Consider the following 14,850-nt stretch of genomic DNA (forward strand, 5'->3'; position numbering starts at 1 on the left):
GCGGGCCGACGCGCTAGCGTCGGCCTTTCCTTTTCCCTCGTAAGGTTCCACATGAAAGCTGGTTTTCTACCCAAGCTGCTGATCACCCCCAGCGCCTTGCTGGTGCTGGTGTGCGTCTACGGCTACATCATGTTCACGATTTATCTGTCGTTCACCGCCTCGACGCTGATGCCGCAGTACGAGTGGGTGGGCACGGCCAACTACGTACGCCTGATGGGCCTGGAAAACTGGTCGGTGGCGCTGTCGAATCTGTGGGTGTTTGCCTCGCTGTACATCGTGATCGCCATGGCGCTGGGGCTGACGCTGGCGATTCTGATCGACCAGAAGGTGCGCGCCGAGAGCGGCCTGCGTTCGGTGTTTTTGTACCCCATGGCGCTGTCCTTCATCGTCACCGGCACGGCCTGGAAATGGCTGCTCGACCCCGGCGTGGGCCTGGAGCACACCCTGCAGACTCTGGGCTGGAGCAACTTCGCCTTTGGCTGGATCAAGGATTCGGAAATGGCCATCTACTGCGTGGTGATTGCTGCCGTGTGGCAGACCACCGGCTTTGTGATGGCGATGTTTCTGGCCGGGCTGCGCGGGGTGGATTCCGAGCAGATCAACGCCGCCCGCCTGGACGGTGCCAAGAGCTGGCAGATCTACCAGCGCATCATCATTCCGCAGCTGGGGCCGGTATTCATTTCGGCGTTTGTGATCCTGGCGCACATGGCCATCAAGTCCTATGACCTGGTGATTGCGCTGACCAACGGCGGGCCGGGCCGCTCCACCTGGCTGCCCTCGGTGTTCATGTACCAGTACACCTTTACCCGCAACGAAATGGCCGTGGGTGCCGCCAGCTCGGTGCTGATGCTGGTGGCGATTGGCGTGGTGGTGCTGCCGTATCTGTACGGCGAAATGCGAAAGGTCAAAAATGGATAAGACCTTGTCGCGCGTTCTGCGCATCGCGCTGTATGCCGTGCTGGTGGGTACGGCGCTGATGTTCATCCTGCCGGTGTACGTGATGGTGGTGAATTCGCTCAAGCCGCTGGACGAAATCCGCAGTGGCAACCTGATGGCGCTGCCGGTCGATTGGACGCTGGCCCCCTGGCGCAGTGCCTGGAACACCGCGCAAATCGGGGTGCAGGCCACGGGGCTGAAGCCCTACTTTGTTAACTCGTTTCTGCTGGTGATTCCGGCAGTGGTGATCTCCACGCTGATCGGTGCCTTGAACGGCTACATCCTCACGCAGTTCAAGATGCGCTTTGCCCACGCGCTGTTTGCTGCCATGCTGTTCTCGGTGTTCATTCCGTTCCAGATCGTGCTGATTCCCATGGCCAAGACCCTGGGTTTTCTGGGGCTGGCGGGCACGGTGAAGGGTCTGATTTTTGTCAACGTGGTCTACGGTATTGGCTTCACCACGCTGTTCTTTCGCAACTACTACGCGGCGTTTCCCACCGAGCTGATTCGTTCGGCGCGCATGGACGGAGCCAACTTCTTTGGTGTGCTGATGCGCATCCTGCTGCCCAACAGCGCGCCCATCATCGTGGTGACGGTGATCTGGCAGTTCACCAACATCTGGAACGAGTTTTTGTTTGGCGCATCCTTCAGCGACTACACCTCGTTCCCGCTCACCGTGGCGCTGAACAACCTGGTCAGCAGCTCCACCGGGGTGAAGGAATACAACGTGCATTTCGCGGGGGCTTTTATCGCCGCGATTCCCACGCTCATCGTCTACCTGGTGTCGGGTAAATACTTCGTCCGCGGCCTGATGGCCGGGTCTGTCAAGGGTTGAACACATGGCTTCGCTAGATCTCGTCCACATCCAAAAAAGTTTCGACAACGTTCAGATCCTGCACGACATCACCATCTCGCTGGCCGACGGCGAATTCCTGGTGCTGGTGGGTCCCAGCGGTTGCGGCAAGAGCACGCTGATGAACGTGATTGCCGGACTGGAAGAGCCCAGTGCCGGGTCTCTGCGCCTGGACGGCCAGGACATCACCCAGGTGGCCCCTGCCGAGCGCAATATCTCCATGGTGTTCCAGTCGTACGCGCTGTACCCGAACATGACGGTGGCCAAGAACATCGAGTTCCCGCTGGAGATGCGCAAGGTGGCGAAGAACGTGCGCGCCGAGCGCGTTGCCAGCGTGGCCAAGCTGCTGCAGATCGAGCACCTGCTGCAGCGCAAGCCGCGCCAGCTGTCCGGTGGCCAGCGCCAGCGCGTGGCCATCGGCCGGGCCCTGGCGCGCGAGCCCAAGCTGTATCTGTTTGACGAGCCGCTGTCCAACCTCGACGCCCAGCTGCGGCTCGACATGCGTACCGAAATCAAGAAGCTGCACCAGCGCCTGAAAGCCACCATCGTCTACGTGACGCACGACCAGATCGAGGCCATGACCCTGGCCACGCGCATCGCGGTGATGAAGGGCGGTGTGGTGCAGCAACTGGGCAGCCCGCACGAGGTCTACAACCGCCCGGCCAATACCTTCGTGGCCAGCTTCATGGGCTCGCCGCGCATGAACCTGGCCAAGGCCCGCGTGCTGGCGCAGGGCGACGGCATTGTGCTGGAGATGCAGCAAGGCGACCGGCCCGCGGTGCGCATTGCCGTGGCGTCGGTGCCTGCGGCACTGCATGCCTACCAGGGCAAAGACGTGATTGCCGGTATCCGCGCCGAGGCCATCAGCCTGCCACGCGACGGTGCCGTGGAAACCGCCCTGCACCGCCTGGTGCAAGCCCGGGTGGAAGTGATTGAACCCACGGGTGCCGACACCCTGGTGGTGCTGAATCTGGGCGGCCACGAATTCACCGCCCGTGTCGAACCCGACGCGCCGCTGGCACCGGGCCAGGAGACTCAGTTCCTGGTCGATCTGGGTAAGCTGGTGTGCTTTGATGCGCAGACGGAGCAGTTGATCGCCTGAACGGTTTGCTATGTATTTAATAGCTTCTGGCGTAGATTGAATCTGCGCTAACGGCCTAAAAGACCAATAACTACCTGTGGAAGCACCCCTTCCAGAAACACCGCGGAACTGGCTTTGCCAGGCCGCTGGTGTTGCCCCCTGCAAGGGGGTGGGCGAAAGACGCGCAGCGCTGTAGCCTGGGGGTGTTCCTTTTAATATCCCATTTGGCTGCGGCCCAGTGGCGTCAAGTCTGCGGGCGTGAAGCGTCCCTCAAAATCCACTTCGTAATCTTCCGCCGCAAAGTCGGGTGACGATTTGCCCGCCTCGAACGCGGGGCGCTGCTTGGCCAGGAACGTTCGGTTCTTGGCGCAGTCAGGGGCGGCGCCGATGTAGATCACATTACTGTAGCCGGTGCCTTGGTGCTTGTCTTCCACGCCGTGGATGGTGTCGGGGTGCCACCAGACGGTGTCGCCCGCGTTGACCTTGGGGATGGGGCCATAGGCGCGCAGTAGCAGGGCGTGGTGTTCGGGCGAGGCCACCAGGGCGCGGCCGGCACGGGCGCCGCAGAGCTGGTCTTCGGCGATGTCGTCTTGCAGCGCGCGCAACAGCATCCAGGCCATGGCGTTGGCAATCGGCACCAGGTTCAGCGTGCCGTCGCCCGGGCCCTGCGGGGTCAGCGCGGTCCAGCCCTGGAAGGTACGGAACATGCTGCACACGGCGGGCGAGGGGATCTCGTGCGTTTCGGTGCGGTAGGCGGCGGCAAACGGGTCGTACTGCCCCATGTCGCCGCCAAACACGTGGCGAAAGACGTTCTGGTAGCCGGGGTCGATCCAGCGCTCGATGGAGCCGCCGTCCATGTGGGGCGACAGGCCCAGCGAGGCATCACCGGGCTCGCGCTGGCGCACGCGGTCGGAATAAGTGCACTCCTGGTCGGGGTTGAACATCGGCTGGCCCTCATGCTGGCTGTCCCACAGGCGGTTCAGCCAGCGCCGGGCCTGGGCCAGCTCGACCGACTGGCGCGCGTCCATTTGCGGCTTGGACCAGTAGATGCCGTAAATCTGCGGCTTGGAGCTGGCCAGGGCGCTGAAGTACTTGTCGATGCCGCGTTTGCCCACCTGTTTGTCGAGGTAGTGGTTGTCGGTGATGTAGTCGGCCAGGCTGGCGTTCCACTGCGCCACCCGCTCCGGCGCGAAGACGTTGCGTATCACCAGGCAGCCGCGCTGCTTGATACGGGCGATCTGCGCTGCGTCCAGGGTGTCGAGCTGGCTGAACTGCACATCGGGCACCGGCTGCAAGCCCTGGGCACGCTCGCGTTCGATGGTTTCCACCTGGGCTTCGATGTTGCGCGTCAGGACTTCGAAGCGTTGCTTCAGGTCGGGAATCTGGGCGCGCAGCTGGCGCTTGGCGGCGATGATCTGGCTTTGGAAGTCGAGGTTGAGGTCAGCTTGTTGCATGGAATAGCTCCAGGGTGGGGGGAGGAAAAAGTGCTTGGCTGGCGGGCAGATCGGGCTGCGCAAACCGCGCTAGCATGCGGCTGCCCAGGGCGTGGCCGGCCCGGTGCATGTCTTCAAAACAGGCCCAGAAGGGCTGGCGGATGTACTGGGGCAGGGGGCTGCTGTACTTGATGGCCAGTTCCAGGTGGCGGCCGGGGCCTACCTGCAGGCCGCTGTCGGCTAGTGCACTGAGCAGCGGCAGTACTGGCGCTTCGCGCGTCAGCACCAGGCCATCGAATCCCGCGGCGTGCGCACGCGCCCATTGGTAAATGGCTTCGGGGGAGTGGTCCAGGGTGACGGCCGCAATGCATTCACCCGCGATTCCGGATTGCTGGCAGGCACGGGCAAAGCCATCCGCCAGGTGCTGCGCAAACGTAGTGCCCGCCGCAGGCAGCAAGATGCCCAGACGCGTGCGGCCCTGCGCCACCAGTGTGGCGACCGCCATGGCGGCAAAGCTTTCATTGGCAAAGTCCACGCTGTCGTGTGCGGGCAGTGCGGTGCGCCCGTAGGTGACGAAGGGGAAGCCCTGGTCCTGCAGCCAGCGCACCCGCGCATCTTGCGGCGCGGTGTAGGTCAGTACCAGGCCATCGGCCAGGCCGCGCTCGATCACGTACTGCACGCTGTCCAGGGCACTGTGCCCGGCGACTTGCGGCAGCACGATGAGGTGGTAGTCCGTGCCCTGCAAGGCATCGCCCAGGCCAAGCAAGAAGTCTTTAAAGCCGAGCTGGGTGGCATCCTGCCGGTCCTGGATGAAGGCCAGGGTGTGGGTTTTGCCGGTTTTCAGGTGCACGGCGGCACGGTCGCGCACGTAGTGTTGTTCGCGGGCGGCTTGTAGCACCTTGTCGCGGGTTTCTGGCAACACGCTGGCAGCCCCGGCCAGGGCGCGCGATACCGTCGCCGACGACAGGCCGGTGGCTTTGGCCAAGGTGGTGATGCTGGGTTTTCGGGGTTGCATCTTGTCTCCTGATGTTCATTATGTAAACGTGTACATTGCCTGTCAAGCTTTGACTTGGCAAAATGTAAACGTTATCATTTGATTTTTAAAAACAAGGAGACACTATGCGTTGGACGTTTATCGGGGCCGGCACCATGGCTGGCGAATGGATGGTGTCTGCCGTGCAGTCGGTGGCCGACACCAGGGCGGTGCATAACCGAGGAGCCGCAGCATGATCCACCACTGTGTGTTCATCCATTTCCGGCCCGAAGTCACCGAGGCCACCAAACAGGGGCTGTGGGACGAGCTGCGTGCCCTGGTGGGCGAGGTGCCCGGCCTGCGGGAGGTGCGCGCCGGGGCCAATGCCCGCTATGAAGACCTGGACCACGGCTTTGCCGACGGTTTCATCGCCGTGTTCGACGGCCCGCAGGGTCTGGCCGCCTACCAGGCCCATCCTGCCCACCAGGCCACCGGTGCCAAGCTGGTCCAGGCCGCACAGGGCGGGGTGCAGGGGCTGATGGTGTTTGATCTGGACGTTCAGTAATTCGCGTACAGCAGCGGCAGCACACACTAAGCAGTTGTGGCCAACGTGCTGCACCTGGTGTTGTACGGGTTTGCTCTTACCCTGGGGGCGCAGATGGTGGCGGATGGCGGCATGGGCTGGATGCGAGCCAACTGCTGGTGGCATTTGCTATTAATTTAATAGCATATTGCGCAGGTGGAATATGCGCTAGCGGCCTATTTTCTTTAAATTTAAACTCCGCTGCCGCCAGGGTCATGCGGTCCCCACTGGACCTGTGCCCAGGGCAGGGGGCGGCTAAACCAATAGCCTTGGGCGTGCAGGCAGCCCATCTCCTGCAGGCGTTGGGCCTGGGTGGGGGTCTCGACACCTTCGGCCACCACGCTGACCCCAAAGCCCTCGGCCATGTGCAGCACGGCGGTCACAATCGCCGCGTCCTGCGGGGAGCTGCACAGGTTGCGGACAAAGCTTTGGTCGATCTTGAGGCAGTCAAACGGCAGCTGCCCCAGGTAAGCCAAAGAAGAATAGCCGGTGCCAAAATCGTCGATGGCAATCTTCACGCCCTGGGCGCGGATTTCGTGCAGCCGCTCTACGGTCTTGCCGTCCTGCTCCAGCAGCACCGATTCGGTCAGCTCCAGCGTCAGGTGCTGCGGCGGCAGCCCGCTCTCTCGCAGGGCTTGCTGTAGCGTGGCACTGAAGTCGGACTGGATCAGCTGGCGCGCCGACACATTCACATGCAGGTCGAAATTTGCGGGTAACTGCGCCAGGTGCTGGGCGACGTCGCGGGTGGCGGTGCGCAGCACCCAGTCGCCCAGCGCCAGGATCAGGTCGGAGCTTTCGGCGATCGGGATGAAGATGCCGGGCGGCACCAGGCCGCGTGTCGGGCTTTGCCAGCGCACCAGCGCCTCGACACCGCTGACCTGGCCGGTCGCCAGTTCGATGACGGTCTGGTAGTAGACCCGAAACTGGTCGCGGTCCAGGGCCTGGCGCAGTTCATTGGCCAGCCGGGCTTGTTCCAGCGACTGCTCCATCATGCTCGGTGTGAACACCACGCAGGCACCGCGGCCCCGGCGTTTGACTTCGCCCAGCGCCACGCTGGCATTGCGCAGCCACTCGGGCAGGGCTTCGGCCGGTAAATGCCCGGCGACCACGCCGACCGAGGCGGTGACGGTGACCTCGTCGTCGCCCGACGCAAACGGTATGGCAAACAGGCTGCTGACGCGTGCGCCTATGTCGGCCGCAGCCCGCTCGGTGTCTAGCTGCAGCAAGGCGAATTCATCGCCGCCCACACGGGCTATCAGCATCTGGGACGGCAGTTGGTCGCGCAGGCGCTGGGCAATGGCTTGCAGCAGGCGGTCTCCGGTGCCGTGGCCGACGTTGTCGTTGATGGCCCGAAATCCATCCAGCCCTACAAGGCACAGCACCGCGGGTTTCGTGCCGCTCCACTGCACCTCTTCCAGCAGACCACGCCGCGTCAGCAACTGGGTCAGGCTATCAAAACGCAACTGGTCGCGCATACCGTTGAACGACAGCTGCAGGCGCTGCGCCATCGCATTGAAGGCCTGCACCAGGGTGTCGGTTTCCTGCACCACGCTGCCGGGGTCGATCTCTGTATCCCACTGGCCCAGCGCCAGCTGGTTGGCGGCCTGGGCAGTACGCTGGATGGGCCGGGTCACCCAGCCAATGGCCCACAGGCCGAGCAGAAAAGCCAACACGGAAAAGCCGGTGGTCCAGACCATCGTGCGCTGGCTGGCGGCCCGGATACCGCCAAGCAGGTCGGATTCGGGCACCAGGGTGACGATGCGCCAATCCAGCCCCCGGCTATCCGAGTACGGGGCCACCCGGCAGATGTACAAGCGGCCATCGACCGTCAGCTGAAAGTCTGTGGCACTTTCGGTGGGCGCATCGGCCACTGGCTGCGCGGCGGCGCGCAACACCGGGTTGTCACTTTCCGACAGGCGCAAGCGCTGTCCGCGCGGGGTGCGGGTGCGGCCATCGGCCAGCACCGAACCCGGTTCTGAAAACGCCACCAATTGCCCGTCGATATCGGTGATGGCGATGGTGCCGCTGCCACGCAGCGGTTCGTCATGCAAAAACTGGTTCAGGCCGTTGAGTTTGACATCGGCCGACATCACGCCCAGAAACCGGGTGCCTGCTTTGACCGGCGTGGAGGCCGAGATGGTGACCTCTGCCCGCTCGTCATAGTTGGTGTAGATGGCCGACCACCCGGCCAGGCCGGACTGGGCAATCGGCGCATACCAGGGCCGCCCGCGCGGATCGTAATTGTCGTAGGCGGCTACTACATCGCCCGGGTGGTCGCCTTTGTAAATGCGCAGCTGGCCCTGGGTGGAGGCATCCTTGAGCATCAGGCTGAAGCCCGCACCGGCATCTTCACGGCGCATACCGGCAAACTCGCCGGCGGCGCTGCCAAAACCCATGCTGCTGATCTGCGTTTGGTCCCGATACAGGTCCTGGTACACCCCGCGCAGGTGGCGGTGGATGGGGCCCAGGTCCAGGGGCATGTACAGCCCATGGCGGCCTATCGCGTCGGCAATGCCGTTCTGGATGCGAAACGGCTCTTCCAGAAAGTTCACCAAACGGTTGCTGGAGGCGACCGTGAGCGCACCGAGCATGCGCACGCTGGTGGTGTTGATCAGGCGGGTGGTGTTGTCTTGCTGCATGAGCGCCTGCAAAGCCACGGTGGCTACCAGGACCAACGCAAAGGGCACCGATATGGCGACTCGCAGGGAGGGCCGGTAAGTGCGCATTCAAGCCGCCGCAGGCAATGGGGGGGGATGGCGAAATGCCGCCGAGGTGGTTGGAAACAGTGGCAGCGGCAGGCTCAGCCGCACGCACAAACCCTGGGGCACCCCATTCAGCACCGCCGCGTTGCCACCGTGGCGCAGGGCGATTTCCTGCACGATAGCCAGGCCCAGGCCGCAACCGCCGGGCAACTCGCTGGCGCGCCAGAAGCGTTCGAACACCCGGGGCAGATCGGCCTCTTGCAGTCCAGGGCCGTTGTCTTCTACCTCCACCACCGCAAAGCCTTGCAGGCGCTGTACGCGCAGGGTCACCGTGGCACCCCGGCCCGCGTAGTGCAAGGCGTTGTCGATCAGGTTGCTGATGGCTTCGCGCAGCAACAGTTTTTCGCCCTGGGTGACCAGGCTGTCTTCACCCTCGTAGCCCAGGTCAATGCCTGCCGCGATGGAGCGCGGTGTCCATTCGCGGGCCACTTCGCGGGCCAGTGCGGCCATGTCCAGCGGCTGGGGCGTGATGTCGGCCTCGGTACGGGCCAGCGCCAGCAACTGGTGCACCAGGTGGGCGCAGCGCTTGGCCCCGGCGTGCACCTTGGTAAGCCGTTCTTTCAAGGCCTGTGGGTCGGTTTCGGTCTTGGCGAGTTCGGTCAAGGCCAGCTCGGTCTGGCTGATCAGGCCCGCCAGCGGGGTGCGCAGTTGGTGGGCGGCGTCGTTGATGAAGCGCTTTTCCTGGCCCATGCTGCGCCGCACGGCGGCCAGCATCTGGTTCACCGCCTCGGCCAGCGAATGCACCTCCAGCGGGGCCTGGGTCAGCGCGATGGGCAGCAGGGTGGTGACGCTGCGGTGGGCCCGGTCACCCAGCAAGGCTTCCAGGCGCTTCAGGGGCTGCAGGCCGCGGCCCACGCCGATGAACACCACGGTGCCGATCAGCGCGCCCAGCAGCACCAGCGGCACCAGCATGTCGGCCACCAGTTCGCGGGCAATGCGCTGCTGCACGGCCAGGCTCTTGGCCACCTGCACGCGCAGGCGCTGGGGCGCGTCGGCATCGCCGTAGTTGACTTCCAGCAGGGCGATACGCACCGGTTTTTTGTCCAGCAGGGTTTCGTAAATCAGCGGTTCGCCGGGCTGCACATGGACATCCAGCAGCGGGTCGGGAAGCCGGCTGTTGCCCAACACAAACTGGCCGGGCGGCGACGACACCATATAGCTGACGCGGTCGGTCGGGTCTTCTTCGAGGATGTCGCGGGCGGCGCGCGGAAAGTCCACCAGCAGGCCCGATCCCATGGGCTTGACCTGGCGCGCCAGCGAGCGTACCGACTGCGTCAGCGACTGGTCGATGCCTTTTTCGGCGTAGTTCAGCGCGATGCGGTAGGCCAGCAGCCCGCCCACCAGCCACAGCAGCAGTTGCGGCAGCAGCAGCCACAGCAGCAACTGGCGTTTCAGGGACAGGCCGGGGGCCTTGTCTTTCTGCAGGCCCTTGACCTGCTTGCTCGGCAGGCTTAGTGGCATGGCGCGGGCATCATGGCGCGGCGGTTTCCAGCATGTAGCCCAGGCCGCGCACGTTGCGGATGCTCAGGCCCGAGTCGGCCAGCTTGCGGCGCAGGCGGTGCACGTAGACCTCTAGCGCGTTGGAGCCGGTGTTGGTGGTGTCACTGGGGTCGCTGGGGTCGGTCTTCCAGGCGCTCAGCACGTCTTCTCGGCCGACCACCTGGCCCGCATTGGTCACCAGCAGCGACAGCAGCGCCCACTCGCGCTGGGTCAGCTCCAGCGGCTCGTCGTCCAGCCAGGCCAGCGGCTGCGTGGCATCCAGCCGCAGGCGGCCGGTTTCGCCCACTTGGAATTCCAGCGATCCGCCAAAGGCTGGCAGGCGCGAGCGGCGCAGCATGGAGCCCAGGCGGGCTTCCAGTTCGGCCATGTTGAAGGGCTTGGTTAAATAATCATCGGCCCCAGCGTTCAGGCCCTCCACGCGGTCGTCTACGCCGTCGCGCGCGGTCAAAATGAGTACCGGCAGGGCCAGCAGGCGTTTGCGTATCCAGCGCAGCAGGGCCATGCCGTCCACCAGGGGCAAACCCAGGTCCAGCACCACGCCATCAAAGCGGGTGGATTCCAGCAGCTCCTGCGCCAGTGCACCGTTGGCTGCGGTAGTGGTTTGGTGCCCCACCTGCCCCAATTGGGCCGCCAGGCCGTCGCGCAGCAAATCGTCGTCTTCCACAATCAGTAAATGGGCCATGGGCAGAGCATAACAAGACCAGGCTGTACTATGAAACTATAGTATTGATAGCTGCTTACCAAGGCAGAATGTGCGCTAGCTGCCTATTCATCCATAAATTTACTGAAAGAAAAGCCTATGCAATTTGAAGCCGTGCTGTTTGACTGTGATGGCGTGCTGGTCGATTCCGAGCCGCTGACCATTGGGGTGCTGCGCGACATGCTGGCCGAAAGCGGCTGGGCCATGACCTTGGCCGAATGCATGCGGCTGTTCGTCGGCAAAACTGTGCTGGACGAGGCCCCCGCCATCGAGGCCCACACCGGCCAGCCGCTCACCGATGCCTGGATGCGGGAGTTCCGCGCCCGGCGCAACCACGCGCTGCAGACCCGGCTGGAGCCGATTCCCGGCATCCACGCCGCTCTGCACACAGTGCACACCGCCTACGCGGGCCGCATCGCCTGCGCGTCGGGGGCCGACCGCATCAAGATCGAGCTGCAACTAGAAAAAGTGGGCCTGGCCGACTACTTCAAAGGCATGGTTTTCAGCGGCCATGAAATGCCCCGCACCAAGCCCTGGCCCGATGTGTACCTGGCGGCCGCTGCCGCACTCAAAGCAGACCCCGCCCGCTGCGCCGTGGTGGAAGACACCCCCACCGGCGTGCGCGCAGGCGTGGCCGCCGGGGCTACCGTGTTTGGCTACGCACCCGCTACCTCGGGGCATGTGGACGCGCAGGCGCTGATGGAGGCGGGGGCGTTTTGCACGTTCACGGATATGGAGCAGTTGGCGGCATTGCTGGCCTGACGCAAAAAGCACCCGTCAACCCATCTAGCATGGATTCACGGGGGCAGTCGTCGCAGGCCCCAGCGCGGGGCGATGGGGCTGGCGGCGCTTACAGCGGCTGGTCGATACTGACCTGGAAGGCCGCCAGGCTGGGCACAGACTGCACCGACAGGCCGGTGCCGGGCAGGCCCAGGCTGGTGCGTTCGCGGATGTTGGTGGTGCCCGACACGGTCGAAACCACACCGCTGGCAGCAGCGCGGAAGTTGTAGCCATTGCGTGGGTTGTTGATCAGGATGGTCTCGCTGTAGTCCGCAGCTCCGGCGGCGGTGTTCTGGGTGCGGGTATAGCTGCCGGCGGTGGCGTCCACACCGGTGACGGTCGTGGTGTAGCTCACCCCCAAGGCATTGGCCAGCAGCACATTGCTGGTGCGCACGAACCAGCTCTTGGGGTTGACCGTGCCGACGGCGGGCAGCGTCAGGGTACGCTGCTTGGCAAAGAAGGTGAGGCTGCCGTCCCCATCAACCACCACCACCACCAGGCTGCCGCTGCCGGTGCGGTAGGCGAAAGCCCGCGAGGTGCTGTGGTCGGTGGTGTCGACCAGGTCCAGTGCGCCATCGCTGTTGGCCTGGAAGTTCATGGCATCGGTGCCGGCGGCGCAGGTGGATGCGGCGACCGCGCCGTTGCATCCCGTCACGTTGCTGAATACACCGGTGCTGCTGACCGTAGCGGTGGAGGATTCGGCCACATAGTTGGTGCCGGCATCGTTCATCGAAAAATTCAGCGTACTCCAGGTACCTGCCAGGTCGGACACGGCAATGGTCTGCTTCGGAATGGCCAGGCCCAGGCGCGATACGCCGCCACCGTCCAGATACCGCGTCACGGCGATACCGGCTTGCGAGACCACCACGTTGCTGACCCTGTCTGCCGCCAGGTATTGGCAAGCACCGTTGTTGGTGAGCACTGTCGAGTTGCCCAGCAGGTTGGTGGCGGTCTTGGTGCTGGCGTTGTAGTTGCCGCTGGCAAACTGGTTCGTGGTGTTACCGCCCTTGGTGGGGGTGATGGCCCAGTAGTCGCCGCTGCGAAGTGCAGCGCAATTGTTGTCGGCCGTCTTGAGCAGCTGTGCGGCCGGCAGGCTGGGGGTGTTGGTGGTGGCCGCAGCTACCGTGGTGCTGGCCACAGGCGATGCCGCTGCCACGGTGGTGGTCAGCGTGGCCAGCGTGGTGCCGCTGGCGGTCAGCTGGGTCTGCACTGCGTCGAGCACCCCGTCGTAGCCGGAATGGCTGCCTGCCGTCAACGCGCCACCGATCAGGTCGGTCACGCCGGTGGTGCTGATGCCGGCCTGCGTCAGAGTGTTCAGAACTGCCGCTTGCGCAGCGCCCACGCTGGCGGCGGTCACGGTGCTGGCGGTGGTTGCGTTGAAGTTGTTGAAGAAGGTGGCCGGGTCAGCCCCTGTGAGACTGGCAACCAGTAGTTGCGTCAGCGGCGTGATGTTGGCGACCTGGCTGGTGCTGCTGGTTGCGGTAGCGGTGGTCACCGAGTACAGCCGCGTGGTGCCGTCGGCGCTGACTGCCTGCAAGGCGCAGGGCAGGGTGACGCTGGTGATGTCTTTCGAATACGTGCCGGTGGCCGTGGCGGTAGTGCTGCCGGTGCCGCTGGCGCAGGTGATGGAGACAGTGGCATTCGCCATCGCGGCGCCCGTGGCAGCAGTGCCGGAGAAGGTGGTCATGGTGGTCGTGGCGACCGGCGAGGCGCTATCTCCGTCTCCGCCGCAAGCACTCAGGCCCAGCAGGGTTGCGGTAGCGAGGGCCAGGCCCCATGGCATGCGATGGTTCATCGAGAATCCTTTTGATTGGGTAGTTGGCTGACTTTTCACTGCGCATTCCCCCGCCACACGCGGATGGCGGGCTCCCGGACGGCGCATTGCTGAAAAGTATCCAACTCGATACAAAATGTCACAATAGTGCAATTGCACTATGGAACACCCGGGCGACATGCACGACCAACGCGACCTGCCGACCGACTTCAATACCCTGCTGTTGCGGCTGTATCGGCTGTCGCAAGAGCTGCCGATACAGCATTTCCAGGATGCAGCGCTGGCGCAGATCAAGCAGATCCTGCCGTTTGACTCTTCGATGTGGGGCACCGCCACCACCCGACCCGACGGTCTCGATATCCATACCGTGCACCTGCACGCAATAGCACCCGACATGCTGGTGGAATATGAAGCGCTGAAGCACCAGGATGCCACTGCCTCCATGGTGCTGGGCGAGTTGGAAGTCACCTATTCGATCAATATCGAAAATTTTTATGCGGGCCATGCGGCACGTGAGTACCGCGACTTTTCACAGCGTTTTGGGGTGGAAAACATGCTGATTGCGGCGGACAACAATCCCCGTACCCAATTTGTCCACTGGATCAGCCTGTACCGAGCCAAGAAGGACGCGCAGGGCACCCCCGCAGACCGCCGGCTGCTGGGCCAACTCGCCCCGCATGTGATGCAGGCGCTGGCGTTGAACCGCGTCATGCATTTGGGCCAATTGGACGAAGCGGACAAAGCCATGTCGCCCTACGGCTCCGCGATTGCCGATGCCCGGGGTGTGCTGTACCACGCCGATCCGCAATTTATGGGCTTGGCCCATGCCGAATGGGGTGACTGGCGCGGCCCCACATTGCCTACCGCGCTGATGGCCTCTTTGCTGTCTTCAGGCTCCGCACATTTCGTCGGCCGAACCCTCGTAGTGCGCCGCTACTTTGAACATGGCCTGTTGTTTTTAAAGGCCCGCGCGCGGTGCCTGGCGGACCTGCTCAATGTGCGGGAATGGACGATCGCCCGGCGCATCGCCAAAGGCGAAAGCCACAAGGAGATTGCCCAGGCCCTGAACCGTTCGCCCGCCACCGTGCGCAACCAGATCCAGGCGATTTACGAAAAGCTGCAGGTCAGCAGTATTGCCCTGCTGATCGACGCGCTGCGGCGGGCGGAGTAGCGGGTGCACCTTGGGACACCATGGGCATAATCACTACGCTTTTCATAGCTAATGGCGTAGATAGAATATGCGTTAGAAGCATTTTTTATATAAAACCGAGATTCCCACCATGAAAACCTATGTCTGTATCGTTTGTGGCTTTTTGTACGCAGAAGCAGCGGGTCGCCCGGAGGACGGCATCGCCCCTGGCACCTTGTGGGCTGACGTGCCCGCTAGCTGGGAATGCCCGGAATGCGGTGTCGCCAAGGCCGACTTCGAGCCTGTCGAGATCTAATAGGATTTACGCAGCGCCCCCTGTGCCGCC

The 14,850-nt window shown here is 63.8% G+C and carries 13 protein-coding genes; 7 read left to right on the forward strand and 6 right to left on the reverse strand.

The window, feature by feature from the left end; translation table 11 throughout:
- Positions 1 to 51 precede the first annotated feature (51 nt).
- Genes AC097L_RS17625 through AC097L_RS17635 form a run of 3 tightly spaced genes read left to right on the forward strand, consistent with a single transcriptional unit; the run spans position 52 to position 2,891 of the window.
- Positions 52 to 918, forward strand: a complete 867-nt coding sequence (locus tag AC097L_RS17625) for a carbohydrate ABC transporter permease (RefSeq protein ID WP_479587839.1) — start codon at positions 52 to 54, stop codon at positions 916 to 918.
- The gene (locus AC097L_RS17630; RefSeq protein ID WP_479587840.1) at positions 911 to 1,771 is read left to right on the forward strand and encodes a carbohydrate ABC transporter permease; all 861 of its coding nucleotides are present in this window, start codon (positions 911 to 913) and stop codon (positions 1,769 to 1,771) included. The genes AC097L_RS17625 and AC097L_RS17630 overlap by 8 nt, the downstream gene beginning before the upstream one ends.
- A gap of 4 nt (positions 1,772 to 1,775) precedes the next feature.
- Positions 1,776 to 2,891 carry an ABC transporter ATP-binding protein gene (locus AC097L_RS17635; protein WP_479587841.1) on the forward strand — a complete coding sequence of 372 codons (1,116 nt, stop codon included), beginning with the start codon at positions 1,776 to 1,778 and terminating at the stop codon, positions 2,889 to 2,891.
- Positions 2,892 to 3,082: 191 nt separating this feature from the next.
- On the opposite strand, the gene AC097L_RS17640 is transcribed toward AC097L_RS17635, so the two are convergent.
- Both AC097L_RS17640 and AC097L_RS17645 read right to left on the reverse strand, forming a co-directional pair.
- Positions 3,083 to 4,324 (reverse strand): YbiU family protein, encoded by a 1,242-nt coding sequence (locus tag AC097L_RS17640; protein ID WP_479587842.1) that lies wholly within the window; start codon positions 4,322 to 4,324, stop codon positions 3,083 to 3,085.
- On the reverse strand, positions 4,311 to 5,318 hold the full coding sequence (locus AC097L_RS17645) for a LacI family DNA-binding transcriptional regulator (protein WP_479587843.1): 1,008 nt from the start codon (positions 5,316 to 5,318) through the stop codon (positions 4,311 to 4,313). Before AC097L_RS17645 ends, AC097L_RS17640 begins: the two co-directional genes overlap by 14 nt.
- Positions 5,319 to 5,529: 211 nt before the next feature.
- Here AC097L_RS17645 and AC097L_RS17650 point away from each other — a divergent pair, with 211 nt between their 5' ends.
- Positions 5,530 to 5,841, forward strand: coding sequence for a Dabb family protein (locus AC097L_RS17650; protein ID WP_479587844.1), 312 nt, complete (start codon positions 5,530 to 5,532; stop codon positions 5,839 to 5,841).
- Positions 5,842 to 6,050: 209 nt separating this feature from the next.
- Here AC097L_RS17650 and AC097L_RS17655 read toward each other — a convergent pair whose 3' ends face one another.
- Genes AC097L_RS17655 through AC097L_RS17665 form a run of 3 tightly spaced genes read right to left on the reverse strand, consistent with a single transcriptional unit; the run spans position 6,051 to position 10,803 of the window.
- The gene (locus tag AC097L_RS17655; protein WP_479587845.1) at positions 6,051 to 8,585 is read right to left on the reverse strand and encodes a bifunctional diguanylate cyclase/phosphodiesterase; all 2,535 of its coding nucleotides are present in this window, start codon (positions 8,583 to 8,585) and stop codon (positions 6,051 to 6,053) included.
- Positions 8,586 to 10,082 (reverse strand): sensor histidine kinase, encoded by a 1,497-nt coding sequence (locus AC097L_RS17660; RefSeq protein ID WP_479587846.1) that lies wholly within the window; start codon positions 10,080 to 10,082, stop codon positions 8,586 to 8,588.
- Between the two features lie 10 nt (positions 10,083 to 10,092).
- Positions 10,093 to 10,803 carry a response regulator gene (locus AC097L_RS17665; protein ID WP_479587847.1) on the reverse strand — a complete coding sequence of 237 codons (711 nt, stop codon included), beginning with the start codon at positions 10,801 to 10,803 and terminating at the stop codon, positions 10,093 to 10,095.
- 117 nt (positions 10,804 to 10,920) lie between these two features.
- Between AC097L_RS17665 and AC097L_RS17670 the strand changes: the two genes are divergently transcribed.
- On the forward strand, positions 10,921 to 11,583 hold the full coding sequence (locus AC097L_RS17670) for an HAD family hydrolase (RefSeq protein ID WP_479587848.1): 663 nt from the start codon (positions 10,921 to 10,923) through the stop codon (positions 11,581 to 11,583).
- An 88-nt stretch (positions 11,584 to 11,671) separates the two neighbouring features.
- Here the strand turns inward: AC097L_RS17670 and AC097L_RS17675 are convergent, their stop codons facing one another.
- Positions 11,672 to 13,396 carry a hypothetical protein gene (locus tag AC097L_RS17675; RefSeq protein WP_479587849.1) on the reverse strand — a complete coding sequence of 575 codons (1,725 nt, stop codon included), beginning with the start codon at positions 13,394 to 13,396 and terminating at the stop codon, positions 11,672 to 11,674.
- Between the two features lie 139 nt (positions 13,397 to 13,535).
- Here AC097L_RS17675 and AC097L_RS17680 point away from each other — a divergent pair, with 139 nt between their 5' ends.
- On the forward strand, positions 13,536 to 14,546 hold the full coding sequence (locus AC097L_RS17680; RefSeq protein ID WP_479587850.1) for a helix-turn-helix transcriptional regulator: 1,011 nt from the start codon (positions 13,536 to 13,538) through the stop codon (positions 14,544 to 14,546).
- 109 nt (positions 14,547 to 14,655) lie between these two features.
- A complete protein-coding gene (locus AC097L_RS17685; RefSeq protein WP_479587851.1) occupies positions 14,656 to 14,820 on the forward strand; it encodes a rubredoxin in 165 nt (54 codons plus the stop codon).
- Positions 14,821 to 14,850: the final 30 nt, after the last annotated feature.

The organism is Rhodoferax sp. RT5P35 (assembly GCF_056521385.1).